This is a genomic window from Pseudomonas sp. Fl4BN1 (assembly GCF_009908285.1).
In the GTDB taxonomy this organism is placed as follows: Bacteria; Pseudomonadota; Gammaproteobacteria; order Pseudomonadales; family Pseudomonadaceae; genus Aquipseudomonas.
The window spans coordinates 24,568-50,072 of sequence record NZ_JAAARM010000011.1; the positions used below are offsets into that span (position 1 = coordinate 24,568).

Below are 25,505 nucleotides of genomic sequence, written 5' to 3' on the forward strand. Positions count from 1 at the left end.
GTCGTTCTCTCGTTTATCAAAGTTTGGTCAAGGACAGGCCGGCCCAGGTAGCAAGCAGCCCGCCGAATACACTCAGTGCCGCATAGCCCAGGGCCAGCGCCACTTGTCCGCTTTCCAGCAGACGCACGGTATCCAGTGAAAAGGATGAAAAAGTCGTCAGGCCACCGAGGAAGCCCACTATCAATCCGGCACGCACTTCGATCGGCACTTCCGGACGAATCAGGAACAGTCCGTACAACACGCCGATCAGCAGGCAGCCCACGATATTAACGGCCAGCGTCGCGGTATAGAAGTGCCGCGGCCAATTGGCGTTGATCCAGTTGCCGGTGGCAAAGCGCAACAGGGTGCCGGCGATGCCGCCGGCGGAGACTGCAAGGATCAACGGGATCAAGGTTTTCTCCGCCGGATGGGGCTGGCCCGGTCAAGGGCCGCGAGGTGCTTGAGCTTCTCGCCGATCTTCAACTCCAGGCCTCGGGGCACCGGCTGGTAGAGGGCCAGGGGTTCGAGCTCTTCGGGAAAGTAGTCTTCGCCGGCGGCGTAGGCATCCGGCTCATCGTGGGCATAGCGATATTCGTCGCCGTAACCTAACTGCTTCATCAGCTTGGTCGGGGCGTTGCGCAGATGGATCGGCACTTCCAGGGAGCCGTGCTCGGCAGCGGCGCGCATAGCGGCCTTGAAGCCCATGTACACGGCGTTGCTTTTCGGCGCGCAGGCCAGGTAGGTGATCGCCTGGGCCACCGCCAGCTCGCCTTCGGGGCTGCCCAGGCGTTCCTGCACGTCCCAGGCCGCCAGGCACAGGCTCAGGGCACGAGGGTCGGCGTTGCCAATGTCTTCGCTGGCCATGCGCACCACGCGCCGGGCCAGGTACAGCGGATCACAGCCGCCGTCGAGCATGCGCGCGAACCAGTACAGCGCGCCATCGGGGTTGGAGCCGCGCACCGACTTGTGCAGCGCGGAGATCTGGTCGTAGAAGGCTTCGCCGCCCTTGTCGAAGCGCCGACGGGTATCCCCCAACAGGCTTTGCAGCAGGTCGACGCCGATCTCGCCGCCGTCTTCCGCCAGGTCCGAGGCGTTTTCCAGCAGGTTGAGCATGCGCCGGCCATCGCCATCGGCCGCCGACAGCAGCATCTGGAAGCCTTCGTCGCTAAGGCTCAGTTGACGCTTGCCCAGGCCACGCTCCTCACTCAAGGCGCGCTGCACCAGGGTTCCCAGGGCCGTTTCATCCAGGCTCTTGAGCACGTAGACCCGAGCCCGGGAGAGCAAGGCGTTGTTCAATTCAAACGAGGGGTTTTCCGTGGTGGCACCGATGAAGATCAGCGTGCCGTCTTCCACGTAAGGCAGGAAGGCGTCCTGTTGCGACTTGTTGAAGCGGTGCACTTCGTCGACGAAGAGAATGGTCCGCCGACCGTATTGCCCGGCCTGCTGCTTGGCGATTTCCACCGCCTGACGGATCTCCTTGACCCCGGCCAATACCGCCGAAACGGTTTCGAAGTGCGCGTCCGAGACTTCCGCCAACAGCCGCGCCAGGGTGGTCTTGCCGACCCCGGGCGGGCCCCAGAAGATCATCGAATGCAAAGCGCCCTGCTCCAGGGCTTCGCGCAGCGGCTTGCCCCGGGCCAGCAGGTGCTGCTGGCCGACGTACTCATCCAGATTGGCGGCACGCAAACGCGCAGCCAAGGGCTGGGCGATCGGGGCACTACGAAACAGGTCCATGGACTACCTTCGAAACCTCGCGGCTACAGATTTTTACTCTTGGATCACATCGGCACCCTTGGGGATGTCGAACTTGAACTTGGACGCCGGGATCGGCTCGTTGGCCTTGACCCCAGTGAACAGGATATTGGTGCGCTGGCCGACACTGTCGATCAGTTGCATGTCGTTGATCATGCCGTTGCGGAACGACAGGCGCAGGCTGTCGAACAGGGTGTCCTTGGTTTTCGGCTTGAGGGTGAAGTCCATCACGCCACCGGCCTCCTTGGAAGTGATATCGAAGCTTTCGCTGATCTTCGACACGTCACCGGACAACAGCAGCGCAGGGGTCTGGGTCAGGCGCTGGTCGAGCTTCTTGATGGTCACTTGCTCCAGGTCCGGGTCCCACAGCGAGACTTTCTGGCCATCGGAGACCATCAGTTGCTCTTGTGGTGCATCGGTGTGCCAGTAGAACAGGCCAGGACGCTGCAGCGACATCTCGCCGGCGGTTTCCTGCAACTGGGTGCCGCCGCCGTCGAGGGTCAGCTGGGAGAAACGTGCGGTCAGGGTCTGGGATTTTTCCAGCAACTGGGTCAGGCGCGCTACGTCTTTCGGGTCGGCATGGGCCGACAAAGTGGTCATAGCCAATACCGGCAGTAGCAACATGCGAATCAGGCGCATGGAATTCCTCATAAAGTGAATGGGTGTGCGAGCGACGTGTGATCACGTCGCGGGTATCGAAACAGGGATCAGTCGCGCATGGGGCCCGGCGCCAGCACTTCGCGGGAGCCGTTGGTGTTCATCGAGGTGACCACGCCGGCCATTTCCATGGCCTCGATCATCCGCGCGGCGCGGTTGTAGCCGATTTTCAACTTGCGCTGCACGGCAGAGATCGACGCCCGACGGCTCTCCAGAACGAACTGCACGGCTTCATCGTAGAGCGCGTCGGTTTCGGCATCATCGCCATCACCACCGCCACTGCCGCCATCAAAACCGCTGCCCGCCTCTTCGACACCGTTGAGGATGTCGTCGTTGTATTCAGGCGCGCCGCGCAGTTTCCAGGCTTCCACTACCCGGTGCACTTCATCGTCGGAGACGAAGGCACCGTGTACGCGGATCGGCAGGCTGGTGCCTGGCGGCATGTAGAGCATGTCACCGTGGCCCAGCAGTTGCTCGGCGCCGCCCTGGTCGATGATGGTCCGTGAGTCGATCTTGCTCGACACCTGGAACGCCATGCGGGTCGGAATGTTGGCCTTGATCAGGCCGGTGATCACGTCCACCGACGGCCGCTGGGTCGCGAGGATCAAGTGGATGCCGGCAGCACGGGCTTTCTGCGCGATACGCGCGATCAGCTCTTCGACCTTCTTGCCGACGATCATCATCATGTCGGCGAATTCGTCCACCACCACCACGATGGTCGGCAGCTTGCTCAACAGCGGCGCTTCGTCGTGGATGCTTTCGCGGTTGTACAGCGGGTCGGTCAGCGGTGTGCCGGCGTCCTGGGCTTCCTTGACCTTGGCGTTGAAGCCCGACAGGTTACGCACGCCCATCTTGGCCATCAGCTTGTAGCGCCGCTCCATCTCCGCCACGCTCCAGCGCAGGGCGTTGGCGGCGTCCTTCATGTCGGTCACTACCGGGCACAGCAGGTGCGGAATGCCTTCGTAGATCGACAGTTCGAGCATCTTCGGGTCGATCATGATCAGCTTGGCGTCTTCCGGGCCGGACTTGAACAGGATCGACAGGATCATCGCGTTGACCCCCACCGACTTACCGGAACCGGTGGTACCGGCCACCAGCAGGTGCGGCATCTTCGCCAGGTCGGTAATCACCGGCCGGCCACCAATGTCATGCCCCAGGGCCAGAGTCACCGGGGACTTGAAGTTATCGTATTCCGGAGTCGAAAGGACCTCGGAGAAGCGCACGATCTGCCGGTCTTCGTTGGGAATCTCGATACCTACGGTGGTCTTGCCAGGAATCACTTCCACCACCCGCACGCTGGTCACGGCCAGGGAGCGGGCCAGGTCCTTGGCCAGGTTGGAGATACGACTGACCTTCACCCCTGCCGCAGGCTGGATTTCGTAACGGGTGATCACCGGGCCCGGGTGGATGGAGTCCACCGACACCTCGACCCCGAATTCCTTGAGCTTGATTTCCAACAGGTGGCCAACAGCCGCCAGGGACTCGGGGGAATAATTCAGCTGTTTCTTTTCCGCCGGGTCGAGAATCGAGATCGGTGGCAAGGTGCCTTCCACGGCGCTGTCGATGAACAACGGCGCTTGCTTCTCTTTCTGCACGCGCTTGCTTGGCTCCGGCGGCTTGGTGGCAATCGGGGTGATCACCGGCGGCACCTGCTTCTCGCGCTCCGACATATGCTTGCTCAGAGCCTGCTCGCGCTCGATCAGGCGCTCCTTGACCTTGGCCTGCTCACGCTTGTCGGCAACGCTCGACGGCGCGACCTCATCGACCCGGGCATCCACCTCGCGCAGTTGCACCATCAGTTGCTTGCGCTCCACGCGAGCATCCCACCAACGATTGGCGGCGCCCTGGAACAGCTCGAACAGATCGAGGGTGATCTTGCCGGTGACGTCCATCACCTTGAACCAGGACAAGTCGGTGAACACCGTCAGGCCAAACAGGAATAGGGCAATGAACATCAGGGTGCTGCCCTGGATGTTCAGCGCGTTCCTGGCCAGGTCGCCCAGGCTTTCGCCCAGTGCCCCGCCCGCACCGGCCGGCAAGCCGGTGGCCGCATGGAAATGGATGTGCGCCAGCGCGGCACCGGACAACACCAGGAACACCAGGCCGATCAGCCGCCAGGAAAACAGCCAGCCACTCCACTGCCAGGGTTCATGCCGCTGACGGAAGATCTGGTAGGTCTTGACCGCCAATAACAGAGGGAAGATATAGGCGAAGTAACCCAACACCATAAATAGGATATCGGCGCTGTAAGAACCGGCGGGACCACCGAAGTTCTGTACATCCTCTATCTTGCTGTTATGACTCCAACCCGGATCATCTTTACCGTAGGTCAGAAGAGCCATCATCAAGAACAGGCACAGGGCTCCAATGGCGATCAACGCACCTTCCCTGAGCCGGTAGTGCAATTGTTGACGCCAGAGCGGAACAACAGGTTTAGGTGCTGCGGTGGATTTCTTCAAAACGCGTCTTTTCCTGCGCCATGGGCGCGTCCAACGGGTGATTGACTACAAGATACTGCTCAATCCGAGCAGGTAAATAAAGTTGACCGGCGTAACTGGGGCTACTTTTAACACTCTGCCCCTTGCTTCTGAAACAGTGCAATTCTGAATAAACCGGTTACATCGTCGCATTGTACGGGTTTGTTCACGGCATGCCACGTCAGAACAGTCTGCCTAGCATAGCTATTTAGCTGTTACGCACTGCTTAATTGGAGCATGCATTCTCTTTTGTGACAAAGGCTTATGAGGAGTTTTCATGAACGATGCGAAGCATTCACGCCTGATCATTCTGGGCTCCGGCCCGGCCGGTTACAGCGCCGCTGTTTATGCCGCCCGCGCCAACCTCAAACCGACACTTATCACCGGCTTGCAAGCAGGCGGCCAACTGACCACCACCATCGAAGTTGATAACTGGCCAGGGGATGTCGAAGGACTGACCGGCCCGGTACTGATGGAACGCATGCAGAAACACGCCGAGCGCTTCGATACCCAGATCGTTTATGACCACATTCACACCGCACAGTTGCAGCAGCGGCCGTTTATCCTCATCGGCGACAGCGGCACCTATAGCTGTGATGCGCTGATCATTGCCACAGGCGCCTCAGCGCAGTATCTGGGCCTGCCCTCCGAAGAAGCCTTTGCCGGCAAAGGCGTCTCGGCCTGCGCCACCTGTGACGGTTTCTTTTATCGCAACCAGGTGGTGGCCGTGATCGGCGGCGGCAACACCGCCGTTGAAGAAGCGCTGTACCTGGCCAACATCGCCAAGGAGGTCCATCTGGTGCACCGCCGCGACAAACTACGGGCGGAGAAGATCCTTCAGGACAAGCTGTTCGACAAAGCCGCCAATGGCAACATTCGCCTGCACTGGAACCAGCATCTGGAGGAAGTGCTGGGGGATGCCAGTGGCGTGACCGGAGCCCGACTCAAGGACACTACCAGCGGTGAAACCACCGACCTGGCGCTGGCCGGGGTGTTTATCGCCATTGGCCACAAGCCCAATACCGACTTGTTCCAGGGACAACTGCCAATGCGCGACGGCTACCTGCTGGTCAAGGGTGGCAGCGAGGGCAATGCCACGGCCACCGGCATCGAAGGCGTGTTCGCTGCTGGCGATGTGGCCGATCATGTCTACCGCCAGGCCATTACTTCTGCAGGTGCCGGCTGCATGGCCGCCCTGGACGCAGAAAAATACCTCGACGACAACTAAGCCCTCGCCCTACGCTTGTGGCGGGCCGTCAATGGCTCGCCACCGCCCTCCCCCGCCACAAGTCTGGATGCCATGCTGACCTGGTTACAACGCAACACACTCGACTTCCCGCCACTGGAAAAAGCCATGCGCGAGCCCAACGGCCTGCTGGCTGCGGGCGGTGATTTGTCTGCCGATCGCTTGATCCAGGCTTATCGTCACGGCTGCTTCCCCTGGTTCTCCGAGGGCCAGCCGATCCTCTGGTGGTCCCCTGACCCACGCACCGTGCTACTTCCTGACGAACTGCATGTCTCTCGCAGCCTGGGCAAACTGTTGCGCCAACAGCGCTACCAAGTGACCTTCGATCAGGATTTCGCTGCGGTCATCAGCGCCTGCGCAGCACCCCGAGCCTATGCCGATGGCACCTGGATCAGCGAGGCCATGCAACAGGCCTATCTGCAACTGCATCAGCGCGGCCATGCTCACTCCGTGGAAGTCTGGGATCAGGGCGTGCTGGTGGGCGGCCTGTATGGCTTGGCCATGGGGCAGCTGTTCTTCGGCGAATCGATGTTCAGCCGCGCCGACAATGCCTCGAAGTTCGGTTTTGCCACCCTGGTGGAGCGGCTGAAGGAATGGGGATTTGTCTTGATCGACTGCCAGATGCCTACCGAACACCTACACAGCCTGGGAGCCCGGTCCATTTCCCGCGTGGAATTCGCCGACTACCTTAAGCGTCATCTGGATCAACAGAGCCGTGCCATATGGGTTTCCTAGGCGGGCTTGACGGCTGTGGCTTACACTTAATTGCAAAGCTTACTCCGAGGGTTGACTCATGACCGAGTTAGCGCGCCTGAAGTTTTATGCGACTCAACCCCACTCTTGCAGCTACCTGCCCGATGAACAGGCAACCACCCTGTTTCTCGATCCTAGCCAGCCCATGGACGTGCATGTCTACGCAGATCTGTCGGAGATGGGGTTTCGTCGCAGCGGTGATCACCTGTACCGGCCGCATTGCCAGAACTGCAACGCTTGCGTACCGGCACGCATTCCTGTGGCCCAGTTCTTGGCCAATCGCCAGCAAAAACGCATTGTAAAACGCAACAGCGACTTGAGCGTACATGCGGCCAAACCCGGCTTCAGCGAAGAATACTTCGACCTGTACCAACGCTACATCGAGCAACGCCACGCCGACGGCGACATGTTCCCGCCCAGCCGCGACCAATTCTCGACCTTTCTGGTACGCGACCTGCCGTTCTCGCGCTTCTACGAGTTCCGCCTGGACGGCCGCTTGCTCGCGGTAGCGGTCACCGACCTGCTGCCCAATGGCCTTTCGGCGGTCTACACCTTCTATGAACCCGACGAAGAGCGCCGCAGCTTGGGGCGCTACGCGATTCTCTGGCAAATTGGCGAAACCCTGCGCCTGGGACTGGATGCGGTGTACCTCGGCTACTGGATCAAGAACTGCAAAAAGATGAACTACAAGACCCAATATCGCCCTATAGAGCTGCTGGTTAACCAGAGATGGGTGATCCTCAACTAGAAGGTCTTGGCTTGAACCCCATTTTTCGGGCACAATGCACGCCGCTTTTGCCTGGCGCAGTTGCACCGGGCCATTCATTGGACACCGAGGGCTTTACTGCATGTCGAAAGAAGACAGCTTCGAAATGGAAGGCACTGTCGTCGACACCCTGCCCAACACCATGTTTCGTGTGGAGTTGGAAAATGGGCACGTCGTAACCGCGCATATTTCCGGCAAGATGCGCAAGAACTACATTCGTATTCTTACCGGTGACAAAGTGCGCGTCGAGCTGACGCCCTATGACTTGAGCAAAGGGCGCATCACTTACCGCGCTCGCTAATCAAGTCAATACAAGACGCCCGGTTATGCCGGGCGTTTTTGTTCGTCTCGAAAAAAACCTCCGAAATTGGCTTGCCAGCAAAAGCGCCGCTCAAAAAAGGCGCCGAGCTTGAATGCCTCTTCGCCAGCAAGCCGCACACTCAAATCACCAACCCCAGATAGCACAAAGGCACCTTTCGGTGCCTTTGGCTGTACAGCATTACGCGACCTTCAAGCCATTTCCGCCGTGGTTTCGAAGTCGAAGGTCAACTCGCCATCCTTGATGTCGATGTGTACCACACCGCCATGATCGGACAACTCGCCAAACAGGATCTCCTCAGCCAGTGGACGCTTGATCTTGTCCTGGATCAAGCGCGCCATCGGACGTGCGCCCATGGCCACATCGTAACCACCAGCGGCCAGCCAGCTGCGAGCGGCATCGGTCACTTCCAGCTGCACGCGCTTGTCTTCCAGCTGCGCCTGAAGCTCGGTAAGAAACTTGTCCACCACGCTCTTGATCACTTCGTGACTCAGGCGACCAAACTGGATAATGGTGTCCAGACGGTTGCGGAACTCCGGCGTGAAGCTCTTCTTGATCACTTCCATGGCATCGGAAGAGTGATCTTGATGAGTGAAACCAATGGAGGCTCGCGCCGCGGTTTCAGCACCGGCGTTGGTGGTCATGATGACGATCACGTTGCGGAAATCCGCCTTGCGCCCGTTGTTGTCGGTCAGGGTGCCGTGATCCATTACCTGCAGCAGCAGGTTGAAGACTTCCGGATGCGCCTTCTCGATTTCATCGAGCAGCAATACGCAATGCGGCTGCTTGGTGATGGCCTCGGTCAGCAAGCCGCCCTGGTCGAAACCGACATAGCCGGGAGGCGCACCGATCAGGCGCGAGACGGTGTGCCGCTCCATGTACTCGGACATGTCGAAGCGTACCAGCTCGATCCCCATGGCCTTGGCCAACTGCCGCGCCGCCTCGGTCTTGCCGACACCAGTAGGACCGGCGAACAGGAAGGAACCGACTGGTTTGTCCGGTGACTTCAGGCCTGCACGGGACAACTTGATCGCCGTGGACAGCGAATCGATCGCCGCATCCTGACCGAACACGGTCAGCTTGAGATCGCGCTCAAGATTACGCAGCAGCTCTTTGTCGGAACTGGTGACATGCTTCGGCGGAATACGGGCAATTTTTGCCACGATGTCCTCGACCTGAGCCACCTCGATGCGCTTCACGCGCTTCTCCACCGGCTGCAGACGCTGATAGGCACCCGCCTCATCGATGACGTCGATGGCCTTGTCTGGCATATGCCGGTCATTGATATAGCGCGAAGCCAGCTCCGCAGCGGCGCGCAGGGCTTCATCACTGTATTCGATACCGTGATGCTGCTCGAAGCGCCCCTTGAGACCACGCAGGATACCGATGGTGTCCTCGACCGAAGGCTCGGACACGTCGACCTTCTGGAAGCGCCGAGCCAGGGCCCGATCCTTCTCAAAGATACCGCGGAACTCCTGGAACGTGGTCGAGCCGATGCAACGGATATCACCCGAAGACAGCAGCGGCTTGAGCAGATTAGAGGCATCCATCACCCCACCAGATGCCGCACCGGCACCAATGATGGTGTGGATTTCATCTATGAACAGAATCGCCTGAGGGCGCTTCTTCAACTCGCCCAACAACGCCTTGAAGCGCTTCTCGAAGTCGCCGCGGTATTTGGTACCCGCCAGCAAGGCCCCAAGATCGAGGGAATAGACAACGCTATTGATCAGCAGGTCCGGTACTTGATTGTCGACAATGCGCTTGGCCAAACCTTCGGCAATCGCAGTCTTGCCGACACCGGCCTCCCCCACCAACAGCGGGTTGTTCTTGCGCCGACGAGCGAGGATCTGGGCAACGCGCTCGACCTCCTGCTCGCGACCTACCAGCGGATCAATGCGCCCTTGACGGGCCAGCTCATTGAGGTTGCTGGCATAGGCATCCAGAGGATTACTGGAAGAAGACGGCTCACCGCCTTCTTCGTCCTGCATATCCTGCTCACCTTCAGAATGATCACCATGCCCAGGCACCTTGGAGATGCCATGAGCGATATAATTGACCACGTCGATACGGGCAACGCTCTGCTGTTTCAGCAGGAACACCGCCTGACTCTCTTGCTCACTGAAAATTGCCACCAGCACATTGGCGCCGGTGACTTCACGCTTGCCCGAGCTCTGTACGTGAAAGACAGCACGCTGCAGTACACGCTGGAAACCCAGGGTTGGCTGAGTCTCGCGATCCTCGTCATGCACGGGAATCAATGGCGTGGTGGAGTCGATGAACTCCTGCAGGTCATGCTTGAGTTTGTCGAGGTTTGCTCCGCAGGCACGTAAAACAGTGGCGGCGGCCTCATTATCCAAAAGAGCCAACAGAAGGTGCTCGACGGTCATGAATTCATGACGCTTCGAACGGGCCTCCTTGAAGGCGAGATTGAGGGTGACTTCGAGCTCGCGGTTTAACATAGCTTCACCTCATACCCAAGTGGTCGGCGTTAACCGTCCTTCTCGATTTCACAGAGTAGCGGATGCTGGCTTTCCCGGGCGTACTGGTTGACCTGCATGGCCTTGGTCTCGGCGATGTCGCGGGTAAACAATCCACACACTGCCCGCCCTTCGGTATGGACGGCCAGCATGACCTTGGTCGCCAGCTCGCGATTCAGGTTAAAAAACATCTCGAGCACTTCGACGACGAAATCCATCGGGGTGTAGTCATCGTTGAACAAAACCACCTTGTACATTGGCGGTGCCTGTAACGCGGGCTTGGCCTCCTGTACAGCCAAGCCAGCGGAATCGTCGTCGTGCAAGTCCGGGCGATCCTGATTGAATGTTAGTCGAATCTGGCTGATTGCATGCATGGAAAGAAAGGTTCGTCAGTTGTGCAAATACAGTGGTGGGGGCGCCCTGGATGGAATTCAACTCCGACCGCCGGGTCACCTTGACTATCGGCAAAACGGTGTTACAACCAATAGGGCCCACATTGGGTAATAAACGTCCGCGGCGTCAACCTTTTTACTAAGTTTGATGGCGGATGAACTGGATGATACTCCAGTGATGGAGTCTGTTGCAGAGGGATATGAGTATGGCTAGCGGTAAGGTCAAGTGGTTCAACAATGCCAAGGGATATGGCTTTATTAATGAGGAGGGCAAGAGTGATGATTTGTTTGCCCATTACTCAGCCATCGACATGGATGGCTACAAGACCTTGAAAGCCGGACAGGCTGTGAGCTTCGAGATCATCCAAGGCCCCAAGGGGCTGCACGCGATCAAGATCAGCGCCCTGAAAGTCCCCGGTGAAATCCTCACCCCAGAGACCCAGCATGAAAGCGCACTGAGCTGATTTACCCAACATCCAGTCATAAAAAAACCGGCCGACTCAAGGGATTGAGTCGGCCGGTTTGCTTTGCTCGTGAATCAGCTTACATGTGCGAGATCAGTGCATCGCCGAATGCCGACGAAGACAGCAGGGTCGCGCCATCCATCAGACGCTCGAAGTCATAGGTCACGGTCTTGGCCGAGATGGCGCCATTGGTGCCCTTGATGATCAGGTCCGCAGCTTCGGTCCAGCCCATGTGACGCAGCATCATCTCAGCCGAAAGAATCAGCGAGCCCGGGTTTACCTGGTCCTTGCCCGCATACTTGGGCGCGGTACCGTGAGTGGCCTCGAACATTGCGATGGTGTCGGACAGGTTGGCACCTGGCGCGATACCGATACCGCCCACTTCCGCCGCCAGGGCGTCAGACAGGTAGTCACCGTTGAGATTGAGGGTAGCGATCACATCGTATTCCGCCGGCCGCAGCAGGATCTGCTGGAGCATGGCATCAGCGATGGCATCCTTGACGATGACGTTCTTGCCAGTTTTCGGGTTCTTGAACTGCATCCACGGACCGCCGTCCAACAGGGTCGCGCCGAACTCTTCGGCCGCCACTTCATAGGCCCACTCTTTGAAGGCACCTTCGGTGAACTTCATGATGTTGCCTTTGTGCACAATGGTCAGCGAGTCGCGATCGTTATCCACTACATATTGCAGCGCCTTGCGCGCCAGACGCTTGGTGCCCTGCAGGGAAACCGGCTTGACGCCGATGCCGCAGTTTTCGTCGAAACGGATCTTGGTGACGCCCATTTCTTCTTTAAGGAACTTGATGACCTTGGTGGCTTCAGCCGAACCGGCTTTCCACTCGATGCCAGCGTAAATGTCTTCGGAGTTCTCACGGAAGATGGTCATGTCCACATCGCCTGGCTTCTTCACCGGGCTAGGCACGCCGTCAAACCAGCGCACCGGACGCAGGCACACATACAGGTCGAGTTGTTGACGCAGGGCCACGTTCAGGGAACGAATGCCACCACCGACCGGAGTGGTCAATGGGCCCTTGATGGAAACCACGTAATCCTTTACCGCGTCCAGGGTTTCCTGAGGAAGCCAGGTGTCCTGGTCGTACACTTGAGTCGCTTTTTCCCCGGCATACACTTCCATCCAGGAAATTTTGCGTTCGCCGCCGTAAGCCTTCTTAACCGCAGCATCGACAACCTTGATCATGACCGGGCTGATATCAACGCCAATACCGTCGCCTTCGATGAAAGGAATAATCGGGTTGTTAGGAACATTGAGAGAATGGTCTGCGTTGACGGTGATTTTGTCGCCGACTGCTGGAACCTGAATCTTCTTGTATCCCATGCTGAACTCCGTTGTGTGGATTGAACATCTGGCTGCGTTCGAGCGTACCCCAGTTGAATCTGGACGGGAACCTCATGTTCCACTCATCGGTCGCGAAGCTGCGCAGTTCGCGGCCTACAAGCCTGAAAGCAAAGGGAAAAGTGCCAAACTCGAGCACCTCGAACGACTCTACGCCTGCACCCTGCCTGCGACCTTTAGACCAATGGACGAGAGTCGGTGCTTATGAAGCATCGGCGCTTTGCTAGCTACCTATGTATAATGCAGCCGCTGACCACAGAGTCACGACGGCAGGCCCCCTCTGCTACAGGCAAATGTAGCCGAGACCTTCCGCCAAAAGCCGGGTTGTTACCGCAGCCCACCCGCTTGACGCTCGACTGATGCACCCAACATCACCGCGAAGAAATCTCGACATTCGGCTCATGGACGACCTTTGAACGAAAGCGCTTACCCGGCGCACCTCGAGTTTCTGCGCACGCTTTAGCAAAGAAGAGAGTTAATCCGAATATGCCCACCCGCTCGAAGATCATCTACACCTTCACCGACGAAGCTCCGGCCCTCGCCACCTATTCCCTGCTGCCTATCGTAGAAGCCTTCACCGCTTCGGCTGATATCGCCGTGGAAACCCGCGACATCTCCCTGGCCGGCCGCATCCTCGCCAGCTTCCCCGAGCAGTTGGGCGCCAAAGCGGTGCCGGACCACCTCGCCGAACTGGGCGCACTGGCGGTCACCCCGGCAGCCAACATCATCAAGCTGCCGAACATCAGCGCTTCGGTACCGCAACTGCAAGCCGCGATCAAAGAGCTGCAAGCTCAGGGCTACGCTTTGCCGGACTATCCGGAAGCCGTGACCAGCGACGCCGATAAAGACGCCAAGGCGCGCTACGACAAGATCAAGGGCAGCGCCGTGAACCCGGTCCTGCGTGAAGGCAACTCCGACCGCCGCGCACCGCTGTCGGTAAAGAACTACGCACGCAAGCACCCGCACAAAATGGGCGCCTGGGCCAAAGACTCCAAGTCCCACATTGCCCACATGAACAACGGCGACTTCTACGGCAGTGAAAAAGCCGCGCTGATCGACGCCGCCGACAGCGTCAAAATCGAACTGATCGCTCAAGACGGCACTGCCACCGTCCTGAAGGAAAAAACCGCCGTGCAAGTCGGCGAGATCCTCGATTGCGCAGTCATGAGCAAAAAGGCCCTGCGCGCCTTCATCGCCGCTGAAATCGAAAGCGCCAAGCAACAAGGCGTACTGCTGTCGGTGCACCTCAAAGCCACCATGATGAAGGTCTCCGACCCGATCATGTTCGGCCAGATCGTTGCCGAGTTCTATCAGGATGCCCTGGCCAAGCACGCCACCGTGCTGAAGCAAATCGGCTTCAACCTGAACAACGGTATCGGCGACCTGTACGCCCGTATCAAGGCCCTGCCAGCCGAGCAACAAGCACAGATCGAAGCCGACATCCAGGCCGTTTACGCTGCCCGCCCGGCCCTGGCCATGGTCAACTCCGACAAAGGCATCACCAACCTGCACGTGCCGAGCGACGTCATCGTCGACGCCTCGATGCCGGCCATGATCCGTGATTCCGGCAAGATGTGGGGCACCGATGGCCAGTTGCACGACACCAAGGCCGTGATCCCGGATCGCTGCTACGCCACCATCTACCAGGCGGTGATCGAAGACTGCAAAGCCAACGGCGCTTTCGATCCGACCACCATGGGCAGCGTGCCGAACGTTGGCCTGATGGCGAAAAAAGCCGAAGAATATGGCTCCCACGACAAGACGTTCGAAATCAAGGCAGACGGCGTAGTTCGCGTCACCGATGGCAAAGGCGGCCTGCTGCTGGAGCAGAAAGTCGAAGCCGGCGACATCTTCCGCATGTGCCAGACCAAAGACGCGCCGATCCAGGACTGGGTCAAGCTGGCAGTCAACCGTGCTCGCGCCAGCAGCACCCCAGCGATCTTCTGGCTGGACCCAATGCGCGCCCACGACGGCGTGATGATCGAGAAAGTTCAGGCCTACCTGAAGGATCACGACACCAGCGACCTGGACATCCGCATCATGTCCCCGGTTGACGCCATGAAGTTCACCCTGGCCCGCACCCGCGAAGGCAAGGACACCATCTCGGTGACCGGCAACGTACTGCGCGACTACCTGACCGACCTGTTCCCGATCATGGAACTGGGCACCAGCGCCAAGATGCTGTCGATCGTGCCGCTGATGAACGGTGGCGGCCTGTTCGAAACCGGCGCCGGCGGTTCGGCTCCGAAGCACGTGCAACAGCTGCTGGAAGAAAACTTCCTGCGCTGGGACTCCCTGGGCGAGTTCCTGGCCCTGGCCGCTTCCCTGGAGCACCTGGGCAACACCTACAACAACCCCAAAGCCCTGGTACTGGCCAAGACCCTGGACCAGGCGACCGGTCAGTTCCTCGATAACAACAAGTCGCCATCGCGCAAGGTCGGCAACATCGACAACCGCGGCAGCCACTTCTACCTGGCACTGTACTGGGCACAAGCCCTGGCCACCCAGACCGAGGACGCTGCCCTGCAAGCGCAGTTCAGCACCCTGGCCAAGACCCTGAGCGAGAACGAAGCGACCATCGTCGCCGAGCTCAACGCCGTACAGGGCAAGCCCGTGGACATCGGCGGCTACTACAGTGCCAATCCTGAGCTGGTGAGCAAGGCCATGCGCCCAAGTGCCACCCTCAACGCGGCGATCGCGGCACTGGTGTAAGCACTACCGAACACACAAACCCCGGCCTCGCGCCGGGGTTTGTGCTTATAGAGCCTGTAGGAGCCGGCTTGCCGGCGAATGCCCCCCCCCACGCCGAACATGCGGCGCTCGCTTCGCCGGCAAGCCGGCTCCTACAATGCTCACCCTTTATAAAGGAGTGCCTTTATGGAATGGCAACCCCATATCACTGTCGCCACCATCGTCGAGGACCAGGGTCGCTTCCTGTTCGTCGAGGAGTATCAGGGCGAACAAGCCGTGCTCAACCAGCCCGCCGGGCACCTGGATGCCAATGAAAGCCTGCTTCAGGCGGCCGTGCGTGAAACCCTGGAAGAAACCGGCTGGGACGTGGAGTTGACCGGCGTGGTCGGCATCTACCTCTACACCGCCCCGAGCAATGGCGTCACCTACCAGCGCGTGTGCTTTGCCGCCAAGCCATTGCGCCATCATCCGGACTACCCGTTGGACGACGGCATCATCGGTCCGCGCTGGCTCAGCCGCAGCGAGCTGCTGGAGCAGCGGGCCAACTGGCGCAGCGAGTTGATTCTGCAGTGCCTGGACGATTACCTGGACGGCCAACTGCACAGCTTGGCGCTGATCCGTCCGCTGCTTTAACCGCAGTTTTAGCCTTGCAGGCCTCAGCCTGTTAGAATCTCGTCCTTTTTCAAGACACCCATTGAATTCCTATGCGTGATCCAGCCCCTTCTGACACCCAAAAGAAGCGCGTCATCGTCGGCATGTCCGGCGGCGTGGACTCTTCCGTATCCGCCCTCCTGCTGATGGAGCAGGGTTACCAGGTGGAAGGCCTGTTCATGAAGAACTGGGAGGAAGACGACGGAACCGAATACTGCACCGCCATGGATGACCTCGCAGACGCCCAGGCCGTGTGCGACAAGATCGGTATCAAGCTGCACACCGCCAACTTCGCCGCCGAGTACTGGGACAACGTGTTCGAGCACTTCCTGGCCGAATACAAGGCCGGGCGCACGCCGAACCCGGACATCCTGTGCAACCGTGAAATCAAGTTCAAAGCGTTCCTCGACTACGCCATGATGCTTGGTGCCGACCTGATTGCCACCGGCCACTACGTGCGCCGCCGCGACATCGACGGCCGCACCGAACTGCTCAAGGGCCTCGATCCGAACAAGGACCAGAGCTACTTCCTGCATGCCGTCGGCGGCGAGCAGATCGCCAAGACTCTGTTCCCGGTAGGCGAGCTGGAAAAGCCCGAAGTGCGCGCCATTGCCGAAAAGCACGACCTGGCCACGGCAAAGAAAAAAGACTCCACCGGGATCTGCTTTATTGGTGAGCGGCGCTTCAGCGACTTTCTCAAGCAATACCTGCCGGCCCAGCCCGGTGAGATCAAGACCACCGAAGGTGAGGTCATCGGTCGCCACCACGGCCTGATGTACCACACCATCGGCCAGCGCCAGGGCCTGGGCATTGGCGGCCTGAAAGACGCTGGCGACGAGCCGTGGTACGTGCTGATCAAGGACCTGGAGCACAACGAGCTGATCGTTGGCCAGGGTAACGACCATCCGTGGCTGTTCTCCCGCGCCCTGCTCGCCTCCGACATCTACTGGGTCAACCCCATCGATCTCGACCAGCCAAGACGCCTGACCGCCAAGGTGCGCTACCGCCAGAGCGACCAGCCCTGCACCCTGGAAAAGACTGCCAGTGGCTACCGCGCCATCTTCGACGACCCGCAACGCGCAGTGACTCCCGGCCAGTCCGTGGTGCTCTACGACGGCGAAATCTGCCTCGGCGGCGGCGTGATCGAAGTGGCCGAGCCTTGGAGCAGCAAGGACGTCCGTCCATGAGCCCGATTCAGGAACAACTGACGGCGTTGGGCGGCGTGTTTCTGGCGGCAGTCCTGGTGGACCGCATCGCCAAGACCGGCCAGGTCAGCGAGGCAGCCTTGAGCTGCATGCTCGGCAGCCTGCTGATCCGCGACCCGAAAGACACCCTGGAAGTCTACGGCGGTGACGACATCAACCTGCGCGAAGGCTACCGGGCACTGATCGGCGCACTGGAACGCGACCCCACTACCCTGCAACGGGAACCGCTGCGCTACGCCCTGTCGATGCTCGGCCTTGAGCGCCAGCTGGCCAAGCGTGACGACTTGCTGGAGACCATCGGCAAACGCCTGCCGCAGATTCAGTCCCAGGTAGAACACTTCGGCCCAGCCCACGAAAACGTCATTGCCGCCTGTGGCGCGCTTTATCAGGACACGCTGAGTACCCTGCGCCAACGCATCCAGGTGCACGGCGACATGCGCAACCTGCAACAGCCGAGCAACGCCTCGAAGATCCGCGCCCTGCTGCTGGCTGGTATCCGTTCGGCCCGACTGTGGCGCCAACTGGGCGGTCATCGCTGGCAACTGGTGATCAGCCGGCGCAAATTGCTCAAAGAACTCTATCCGTTAATGCGCAGCAGCTGAGCTGCGCTGGCTTCACCTGCTTTTTTTCAAGCGCTACGCGTAAGACGCTGGTCAGTTGGCAACGGACCGGCGGAAATTTTCATGTATGATACGCGCCCCATTTCGTTGCCCGACTGTCCGAGAACACCCCATGCAGCTCTCTTCGCTCACTGCGGTTTCCCCTGTTGACGGCCGCTACGCCGGCAAAACCCAGGCCCTGCGCCCTATTTTCAGCGAGTACGGCCTGATCCGTGCTCGTGTTCTGGTTGAAGTGCGCTGGCTCCAGCGCCTGGCCGCCCACAGCGCCATCAGCGAAGTGCCGGCGTTCTCCGCCGAAGCCAATGCGGTACTCAATACCCTGGCGGAAAACTTCGCCCTGGAGCACGCCGAGCGCGTCAAAGAGATCGAGCGCACCACCAACCACGACGTCAAGGCCATCGAGTACCTGCTCAAGGAACAAGCCGCCAAGCTGCCTGAGCTGGCCAATGTCAGTGAGTTCATCCACTTTGCCTGCACCAGCGAGGACATCAACAACCTGTCCCACGCGCTGATGCTGCGCGAAGGCCGTGATGAGGTGATGCTGCCGTTGATGCGCCAGACCGCCAATGCCATCCGCGAGCTGGCGATCCGCTTCGCCGAAGTGCCGATGCTCTCGCGTACCCACGGTCAGCCGGCTTCGCCGACCACCCTGGGCAAAGAACTGGCCAACGTGGTGTACCGCCTGGAGCGTCAGATCGCTCAGGTCGCCGCCGTACCGCTGCTGGGCAAGATCAACGGCGCCGTAGGCAACTACAACGCCCACCTGTCGGCCTACCCGGACATCGACTGGGAAGAAAATGCCCGCGCCTTCATCGAAGATGAACTGGGCCTGGCCTTCAACCCCTACACCACGCAGATCGAGCCGCACGACTACATTGCCGAGCTGTTCGATGCGATCGCCCGCTTCAACACCATCCTGATCGACTTCGATCGCGATATCTGGGGCTACATCTCCCTGGGCTACTTCAAGCAACGCACCATTGCCGGCGAAATCGGTTCCTCGACCATGCCGCACAAGGTCAACCCGATCGACTTCGAAAACTCCGAAGGCAACCTGGGGATCGCCAACGCACTGTTCCAGCACCTGGCAAGCAAACTGCCGATCTCCCGCTGGCAGCGCGACCTGACCGACTCCACCGTGCTGCGCAACCTGGGCGTGGGTTTCGCTCACAGCGTCATCGCCTACGAAGCCAGCCTCAAGGGCATCAGCAAGCTGGAGTTGAACGAGCAGAAAATCGCCGCCGACCTGGACGCCTGCTGGGAAGTCCTGGCCGAGCCGATCCAGACCGTGATGCGCCGCTACAACATCGAAAACCCCTACGAAAAGCTCAAAGAACTGACTCGTGGCAAGGGCATCAGCCCTGAAGCACTGCAGACTTTCATCGACGGGCTGGATATGCCCGCCGAGGCCAAGGCCGAGCTGAAAAAGCTCACCCCGGCCAGCTACATCGGCAATGCCGTGGCCCAGGCCAAGCGCATCTGACCGACTGCACGACGTTCTGACGCCCGGCCGCGCCGGGCGTTTTTATTCCTGCTCGAAAAGTACATTTTTTCAATAGGTTACACATGAATCCTGATACTCCTCTGCAACTTCTGGGCGGCCTCACCGCACGGGAATTCCTGCGTGACTACTGGCAGAAGAAACCCCTGCTGGTGCGTCAGGCCCTGCCTGATTTCGAAAGCCCCATCGACGCCGACGAACTGGCCGGCCTGGCCCTGGAAGAAGAAGTCGAATCACGCCTGGTGATCGAGAACGGCGAACGTCCGTGGGAACTGCGCCGCGGCCCATTCGCCGAGGACGAGTTCAGCAAACTGCCGGAGCGCGACTGGACCCTGCTGGTGCAGGCGGTTGACCAGTTCGTCCCGGAAGTCGCCGAGCTGCTGGAGCACTTCCGCTTCCTGCCGAGCTGGCGCGTCGACGATGTGATGATCAGCTTCGCCGCTCCTGGTGGCGGCGTCGGCCCGCACTTCGACAACTACGACGTATTCCTGCTGCAAGGCCATGGCAAGCGCAACTGGAAGATCGGCCAGATGTGCGACTCCGAGAGCCCGCTGCTGCAGCATGCGGACCTGCGCATCCTCGCCGAATTCGAAGAAACCGAAAGCTGGGTCCTGGAACCCGGCGACATGCTCTACCTGCCGCCGCGCCTGGCCCACTGCGGCATTGCGGTGAACGACTGCATGACCTACTCGGTGGGCTTCCGTGCCCCGAGCGCTTCTGAGGTTCTGACCCACTTCACCGACTTCCTCAGCCAGTTCCTGTCCGACGAAGAGCGCTACACCGACGCCGATGCCCAGCCGGTCAGCGATCCGCACCAGATCCAGCACGACGCCCTCGATCGCCTCAAGGCCTTGCTGGCCGAGCACATGAGCGATGAGCGCCTGCTGCTGACCTGGTTCGGCCAGTTCATGACCGAGCCCCGCTACCCGGAACTGGTCGTGGGCCCGGAACTGGAAGACGGCGACCTGCTGGATAGCCTGGAACAAGGCGCAATATTGATCCGCAATCCGAGCGCGCGCCTGGCCTGGTCCGAGGTCGATGATGACCTGTTGCTGTTTGCCAGCGGCCAAAGCCGCCTGCTTCCCGGTAAACTGCGCGAACTGCTGAAAATGATCTGCGCCGCTGACGCCCTGCATATCGACAACCTCGGCCCTTGGCTGGCGGATGACGAAGGGCGCGGCCTGTTGTGTGAACTGGTCAAGCAAGGGAGCCTGGGGTTTGCCGATGAATAAGATTCACGTACGTGTCGCAGACTGGCAAAAGGATAACGCCGAGATTCGGCGCATTCGTGAAGCGGTGTTCATTGCCGAGCAATCTGTTCCGCCTGAGCTGGAATGGGATGCCGACGATGATAGCGCGGTGCACTTCCTGGCCTTCGAGGGCGACTTTCCCATCGGGACCGCACGCCTGCTGCCTGATGGCCATATCGGCCGAGTCTCGGTGCTCAAGGACTGGCGCGGCCTGAAAGTCGGCGACGCACTGATGCGCGCAGTGATTGACGAGGCCGAGAAACGCGGCCTGAAGCAGCAGATGCTCAGTGCACAGGTGCAAGCCACGCCGTTCTACGAGCGCCTGGGCTTCTCGATTGTCAGCGAGGAATTCCTCGAAGCAGGGATTCCTCACGTCGACATGGTTCGCGGCGCCTGACCGCTACGCCCTTTTCGGCGACGGCCAGACAAAACGCCCAGTCATCCCCTTGCGCCTACCAGGCGCAAGACCAGGATGCCGGGGCGTTTTGCCGTCTAGGATTCAACTTGCCCCACCCAAAGCCGACAAAGTGTCAAACTCAAGGCTTTACGCCAGCTATTCGCGGAGATAACGGATATGTCCCTACGCACCCTGCTCACGACGCTGTTAATGACCCTCAGTTGCTCGGTCATGGCCGCCACCGAGATCGTGCCCCTCAATAACCGCACCAGCGCCGACCTGCTGCCGGTAGCACAGAACTTTCTTGGCAAGGACGGCAAGGTCAGCGCTTATGGCAACCAGCTGATCGTCAACGCCGAACCGGGAAAGATCGCCGAGTTGCGCGCCTTCATCGCCCAACTGGACACCGCCACCAAACGCTTGCTGATCACCGTCGACACCAACGAAAACAACTTCCAGGACAACCAGGGCTACTCGGTCAACGGCGCGCCGCAAACGCGGATCATCAATCGCAGCACCGAGAGCCGTGACGGCGGTATCCAGCAGGTTCAGGCCAGCGAGGGCGTGCCGGCATTGATCCAGGTTGGCCAGAGCGTGCCCCTGACTACCACCCAGACCGATCCTTATGGACGCCTGCAGAACCAGACCCAGTATCGCAATGTCACCCAGGGCTTCTATGTCACCGCCAGCGTGACGGGTGAAACCGTACACCTGAGCATCAGCACCAACCGTGATCGCATGAGCCAGGAACGCCCGGATGTAGTGAACGTGCAAAGCACCGACACAACCGTCAGCGGCCGCCTTGGCGAATGGATCACCCTGGCCGGGGTCAATCGTCAGACTCAGGCCGACAAACAGGGCCTGGGCCGCAGCTACTCGACTCAAGGCCGGGATGACATGACCTTGCGAGTCAAGGTCGACGCCCTGGACTAAAGCACCAAAAACTGACTGATTAGTCGTATTAGACCAAAGATGTAGTGCCACAAAAAAAGCACTACAAAACATTTGACGAGCCAAAAAACCGCGGGCATGATGGCCTCGCTCCCGCTAATCAGGGGCCCTGGCAAGGGCCTTCGGATCGTCGCTCTAACCTACCCACCTGAGCCGATTCGTGTCTGTACCGCCCACAAGGTGTGTTTGACGAGATTGCGACTGGAACGAAGTTGTCCCGAGGGACGGAAGCGTAATTAGGTCGATCGGCAACACACTGATGGAACGTATGAAGGCCCACGACGCCGGAATGCGCACCGCAGCCAGCCTTCACCTGCTCACTTTCCACCTCGAGCCCATCGTTCACCCGTCGCCATCCCCGCCAGACCCGACTTGACCACCTAAGCTTCCTGGTCAGCGAACAGCCAACTACGCACCTTTCAAAGCTGCGTAACTGGTGGAGCGAGAATTTTCCACTCAAGAACGACTTTCACCCAAGACGCGACGAGGTTTATCTCCATGGCACTGACACGCGAACAGCAAATTGCAGCCCTTGAAAAAGACTGGGCTGAAAACCCGCGCTGGAAAGGCGTGACTCGCGCCTACTCCGCTGCCGACGTGGTCCGTCTGCGTGGCTCGGTTCAACCCGAGCACACCCTGGCACGCATGGGCGCCGAGAAGCTCTGGAACCTGGTCACCCAAGGCGCCAAGCCGTCCTTCCGTCCTGAGAAAGATTTCGTCAACTGCATGGGCGCCCTGACCGGCGGCCAGGCTGTGCAACAGGTTAAAGCCGGTATCCAGGCGATCTACCTGTCCGGCTGGCAAGTGGCTGCGGACAACAACTCCGCCGAATCCATGTACCCCGACCAATCGCTGTACCCGGTGGACTCGGTGCCAACCGTGGTCAAGCGCATCAACAACTCGTTCCGTCGCGCCGACCAGATCCAGTGGAAAGCCGGCAAGAACCCGGGCGACGAGGGCTACATCGACTACTTCGCGCCAATCGTTGCCGATGCTGAAGCCGGTTTCGGCGGCGTACTGAACGCCTACGAGCTGATGAAGAGCATGATCGAGGCAGGCGCTGCCGGCGTGCACTTCGAAGACCAGCTGGCTTCGGTGAAGAAATGCGGCCACATGGGCGGCAAGGTACTGGTGCCGACTCAGGAAGCCGTGCAGAAACTGACCGCTGCCCGCCTGGCAGCCGACGTTGCCGGCGTACCGACCATCATCCTGGCCCGTACCGACGCCAACGCCGCCGACCTGCTGACTTCGGACTGCGACCCTTACGATCAGCCGTTCGTGACGGGCACCCGCACCCCGGAAGGCTTCTACAAGGTACGCGCAGGCCTGGACCAAGCTATCGCCCGCGGCCTGGCTTACGCCCCCTATGCCGACCTGATCTGGTGCGAAACCGCCAAGCCGGACCTGGACGAGGCTCGTCGCTTCGCTGAAGCGATCAAGAAGGAATACCCGGACCAGATCCTGTCGTACAACTGCTCGCCTTCCTTCAACTGGAAGAAGAACCTGGACGACGCGACCATCGCCAAGTTCCAGCGCGAGCTGTCCGCCATGGGCTACAAGCACCAGTTCATCACCCTGGCTGGCATCCACAACATGTGGCACAGCATGTTCAACCTGGCGCACGATTACGCCCGCAACGACATGACCGCCTACGTGAAGCTGCAAGAGCAGGAATTCGCTGACGCCGCCAAGGGCTACACCTTCGTGGCGCACCAGCAGGAAGTGGGCACCGGATACTTCGACGACATGACTACCGTGATCCAGGGCGGCTCGTCCTCGGTGACCGCACTGACAGGTTCCACCGAAGAAGAACAGTTCCACTGATTCAGCCTCACGGCTTGATCGAGCGGCCAATGCAGACCCGGTAGAAAGCTAACTGCATTGCCGTACAACTGACGCCCCGACTGGTTCGGGGCGTTTTTTTGCCTGGGCTTTTTCGTCTTCGCCTGCAGGCGCTGACTTGCCGACATCCTCCCTCTTTCCCACAACACCGCCCCACGCGGCAAAAATTCGCCATCAACCGGCTCATAGCAAAAAAAGCGTAAAAAACATTGATCCAGAGCGGGGTCGCGAGGAGCAAAACAGGTTAAAAGGTGCGCCCCTGCTACTTGCAGTAACAGCCATGTAAGAAGCAACTTTCCCACTTGCCAGAGGAAAGCAGTTTAAAAAGCCACCCAAACAATATTGATTATCATTTAGCTAATGTAACTTTCGTTACAGAGGCAACAAAACATAATTAACAAAACCTCCGCTAATGCCCGCAGGCCGCGGCTTACGGGGCTACATAGGTGAGCTATGTCCTTATTACGATAAACAATTTCGCTTTAGAAATTTTACTTGCCCGGTGTTTAGCCATAAAATCAGCGCGATTGATTGCGCTGCGACATATCGTCACTGCTTTATTTCTTTATCAAGCTCAGAGACTCTTGCTCTCTGTTAAGGATTACCAGCATGCCCGAAGCGACAGGACTCATGGCCCACAACTGGGGCTTTGCCATTTTCCTTCTGGGTGTTGTCGGCCTTTGCGCCTTCATGCTCGGTGTCTCCAGCCTCCTCGGATCAAAAGCCTGGGGCCGCAGCAAAAATGAACCGTTCGAGTCCGGCATGCTACCGACAGGTGGCGCCCGCTTGCGGCTCTCAGCCAAATTCTATCTGGTCGCGATGCTCTTCGTGATCTTCGACATCGAAGCCCTCTTTCTCTTTGCCTGGTCTGTGTCCGTCCGCGAAAGCGGCTGGACCGGATTCGTCGAAGCTCTCGTTTTCATAGCAATTCTGTTGGCAGGTCTTGTCTACCTTTGGCGGGTGGGGGCTCTTGATTGGGCTCCGGAAGGTCGTCGTAAGCGGCAGGCGAAGCTAAAACAATGAGGCTTTGGCGATGCAATACAATCTCACCAGGATCGACCCCGATGCTCCTAACGATCAGTACCCGATCGGCGAACGGGAAACCGTTTCCGATCCGTTAGAAGATCAGGTCCACAAAAACATCTTCATGGGCAAGCTGGAAGACGTGCTGAGCGGCGCGGTCAACTGGGGGCGTAAGAACTCCCTATGGCCATACAACTTCGGCCTGTCCTGCTGCTACGTGGAAATGACCACCGCCTTCACGGCGCCCCACGACATCGCGCGCTTTGGCGCCGAGGTGATCCGGGCTTCGCCGCGTCAGGCGGACTTCATGGTTATTGCCGGTACCTGCTTCATCAAGATGGCGCCGATCATTCAGCGTCTCTATGAGCAAATGCTCGAGCCAAAATGGGTTATCTCCATGGGTTCGTGCGCCAACTCCGGTGGCATGTACGACATCTACTCCGTGGTTCAGGGGGTGGACAAGTTCCTGCCCGTGGACGTCTACGTGCCTGGCTGCCCGCCCCGCCCTGAAGCTTTCCTGCAAGGTCTGATGCTCTTGCAAGAGTCGATTGGCAAGGAGCGTCGCCCACTTTCCTGGGTCGTCGGTGATCAAGGCGTGTATCGCGCCGAGATGCCTTCGCAAAAGGAGCAGCGCCGCGAACAGCGTATTCAGGTCACCAACCTGCGCAGCCCTGACGAAGTCTGATCCAGATCCGTTCTCGAAACGACACTGGCTTCACTCTTTACGTTGACCGA

General features: G+C 59.5%; 23 protein-coding genes. 16 read left to right on the forward strand and 7 right to left on the reverse strand.

Annotated features, from left to right (window positions below; all coding sequences use genetic code 11):
* Positions 1 to 16 precede the first annotated feature (16 nt).
* From crcB to GV818_RS14410, 4 genes are all read right to left on the reverse strand, one after another.
* On the reverse strand, positions 17 to 391 hold the full coding sequence (gene crcB / locus GV818_RS14395) for a fluoride efflux transporter CrcB (protein ID WP_161757466.1): 375 nt from the start codon (positions 389 to 391) through the stop codon (positions 17 to 19).
* A complete protein-coding gene (locus GV818_RS14400) occupies positions 388 to 1,713 on the reverse strand; it encodes a replication-associated recombination protein A (RefSeq protein ID WP_161757465.1) in 1,326 nt (441 codons plus the stop codon). The genes crcB and GV818_RS14400 overlap by 4 nt, the downstream gene beginning before the upstream one ends.
* A gap of 33 nt (positions 1,714 to 1,746) precedes the next feature.
* Positions 1,747 to 2,370: an outer membrane lipoprotein chaperone LolA gene (gene lolA / locus GV818_RS14405; protein ID WP_161776864.1), complete on the reverse strand. Its 624-nt coding sequence runs from the start codon at positions 2,368 to 2,370 to the stop codon at positions 1,747 to 1,749.
* Between the two features lie 68 nt (positions 2,371 to 2,438).
* Positions 2,439 to 4,847 (reverse strand): DNA translocase FtsK, encoded by a 2,409-nt coding sequence (locus tag GV818_RS14410; RefSeq protein ID WP_161757463.1) that lies wholly within the window; start codon positions 4,845 to 4,847, stop codon positions 2,439 to 2,441.
* A gap of 295 nt (positions 4,848 to 5,142) precedes the next feature.
* Here GV818_RS14410 and trxB point away from each other — a divergent pair, with 295 nt between their 5' ends.
* The 4 genes from trxB to infA all read left to right on the forward strand — a co-directional run bounded on the left by trxB (position 5,143) and on the right by infA (position 7,931).
* Positions 5,143 to 6,093: a thioredoxin-disulfide reductase gene (trxB, locus tag GV818_RS14415; RefSeq protein ID WP_161776865.1), complete on the forward strand. Its 951-nt coding sequence runs from the start codon at positions 5,143 to 5,145 to the stop codon at positions 6,091 to 6,093.
* Positions 6,094 to 6,165: 72 nt separating this feature from the next.
* Entirely contained in the window at positions 6,166 to 6,846 is a 681-nt protein-coding gene (gene aat, locus GV818_RS14420; RefSeq protein ID WP_161757461.1) for a leucyl/phenylalanyl-tRNA--protein transferase, read from the forward strand.
* A gap of 58 nt (positions 6,847 to 6,904) precedes the next feature.
* On the forward strand, positions 6,905 to 7,612 hold the full coding sequence (locus GV818_RS14425) for an arginyltransferase (RefSeq protein ID WP_161757460.1): 708 nt from the start codon (positions 6,905 to 6,907) through the stop codon (positions 7,610 to 7,612).
* 100 nt (positions 7,613 to 7,712) lie between these two features.
* Positions 7,713 to 7,931: a translation initiation factor IF-1 gene (infA, locus tag GV818_RS14430; RefSeq protein ID WP_002553999.1), complete on the forward strand. Its 219-nt coding sequence runs from the start codon at positions 7,713 to 7,715 to the stop codon at positions 7,929 to 7,931.
* A 209-nt stretch (positions 7,932 to 8,140) separates the two neighbouring features.
* Here infA and clpA read toward each other — a convergent pair whose 3' ends face one another.
* Together clpA and clpS are read right to left on the reverse strand one after the other, a co-directional pair.
* Positions 8,141 to 10,411, reverse strand: coding sequence for an ATP-dependent Clp protease ATP-binding subunit ClpA (clpA, locus tag GV818_RS14435; protein ID WP_161757459.1), 2,271 nt, complete (start codon positions 10,409 to 10,411; stop codon positions 8,141 to 8,143).
* A 29-nt stretch (positions 10,412 to 10,440) separates the two neighbouring features.
* Positions 10,441 to 10,803 carry an ATP-dependent Clp protease adapter ClpS gene (gene clpS, locus GV818_RS14440; protein ID WP_011062173.1) on the reverse strand — a complete coding sequence of 121 codons (363 nt, stop codon included), beginning with the start codon at positions 10,801 to 10,803 and terminating at the stop codon, positions 10,441 to 10,443.
* Positions 10,804 to 11,027: 224 nt separating this feature from the next.
* Between clpS and cspD the strand changes: the two genes are divergently transcribed.
* Positions 11,028 to 11,285, forward strand: coding sequence for a cold shock domain-containing protein CspD (cspD, locus tag GV818_RS14445; protein ID WP_161757458.1), 258 nt, complete (start codon positions 11,028 to 11,030; stop codon positions 11,283 to 11,285).
* 79 nt (positions 11,286 to 11,364) lie between these two features.
* Here the strand turns inward: cspD and icd are convergent, their stop codons facing one another.
* Positions 11,365 to 12,621, reverse strand: coding sequence for an NADP-dependent isocitrate dehydrogenase (icd, locus tag GV818_RS14450; RefSeq protein ID WP_161757457.1), 1,257 nt, complete (start codon positions 12,619 to 12,621; stop codon positions 11,365 to 11,367).
* Between the two features lie 504 nt (positions 12,622 to 13,125).
* Here icd and GV818_RS14455 point away from each other — a divergent pair.
* From GV818_RS14455 to GV818_RS14505, 11 genes are all read left to right on the forward strand, one after another.
* Positions 13,126 to 15,351, forward strand: a complete 2,226-nt coding sequence (locus GV818_RS14455; RefSeq protein WP_161757456.1) for an NADP-dependent isocitrate dehydrogenase — start codon at positions 13,126 to 13,128, stop codon at positions 15,349 to 15,351.
* A gap of 165 nt (positions 15,352 to 15,516) precedes the next feature.
* Positions 15,517 to 15,963 (forward strand): NUDIX hydrolase, encoded by a 447-nt coding sequence (locus GV818_RS14460; protein ID WP_161776866.1) that lies wholly within the window; start codon positions 15,517 to 15,519, stop codon positions 15,961 to 15,963.
* A gap of 71 nt (positions 15,964 to 16,034) precedes the next feature.
* Entirely contained in the window at positions 16,035 to 17,168 is a 1,134-nt protein-coding gene (mnmA, locus tag GV818_RS14465; RefSeq protein ID WP_161776867.1) for a tRNA 2-thiouridine(34) synthase MnmA, read from the forward strand.
* The gene (gene hflD / locus GV818_RS14470) at positions 17,165 to 17,788 is read left to right on the forward strand and encodes a high frequency lysogenization protein HflD (RefSeq protein ID WP_161757453.1); all 624 of its coding nucleotides are present in this window, start codon (positions 17,165 to 17,167) and stop codon (positions 17,786 to 17,788) included. Before mnmA ends, hflD begins: the two co-directional genes overlap by 4 nt.
* 130 nt (positions 17,789 to 17,918) lie before the next feature.
* On the forward strand, positions 17,919 to 19,289 hold the full coding sequence (gene purB, locus GV818_RS14475) for an adenylosuccinate lyase (protein ID WP_161757452.1): 1,371 nt from the start codon (positions 17,919 to 17,921) through the stop codon (positions 19,287 to 19,289).
* A gap of 83 nt (positions 19,290 to 19,372) precedes the next feature.
* Complete coding sequence (locus GV818_RS14480; RefSeq protein ID WP_161776868.1) at positions 19,373 to 20,539, forward strand: cupin domain-containing protein; 1,167 nt, start codon at positions 19,373 to 19,375, stop codon at positions 20,537 to 20,539.
* Positions 20,532 to 20,954: a GNAT family N-acetyltransferase gene (locus GV818_RS14485; RefSeq protein ID WP_161757450.1), complete on the forward strand. Its 423-nt coding sequence runs from the start codon at positions 20,532 to 20,534 to the stop codon at positions 20,952 to 20,954. The genes GV818_RS14480 and GV818_RS14485 overlap by 8 nt, the downstream gene beginning before the upstream one ends.
* Before the next feature lie 177 nt (positions 20,955 to 21,131).
* On the forward strand, positions 21,132 to 21,887 hold the full coding sequence (locus GV818_RS14490) for a secretin N-terminal domain-containing protein (protein ID WP_161776869.1): 756 nt from the start codon (positions 21,132 to 21,134) through the stop codon (positions 21,885 to 21,887).
* A gap of 516 nt (positions 21,888 to 22,403) precedes the next feature.
* Complete coding sequence (gene aceA / locus GV818_RS14495; protein WP_161757448.1) at positions 22,404 to 23,729, forward strand: isocitrate lyase; 1,326 nt, start codon at positions 22,404 to 22,406, stop codon at positions 23,727 to 23,729.
* A 627-nt stretch (positions 23,730 to 24,356) separates the two neighbouring features.
* Complete coding sequence (locus GV818_RS14500; protein ID WP_011062185.1) at positions 24,357 to 24,770, forward strand: NADH-quinone oxidoreductase subunit A; 414 nt, start codon at positions 24,357 to 24,359, stop codon at positions 24,768 to 24,770.
* Positions 24,771 to 24,780: 10 nt separating this feature from the next.
* Positions 24,781 to 25,455: a NuoB/complex I 20 kDa subunit family protein gene (locus tag GV818_RS14505; RefSeq protein WP_123335519.1), complete on the forward strand. Its 675-nt coding sequence runs from the start codon at positions 24,781 to 24,783 to the stop codon at positions 25,453 to 25,455.
* The last annotated feature ends 50 nt before the right edge of the window (positions 25,456 to 25,505 follow it).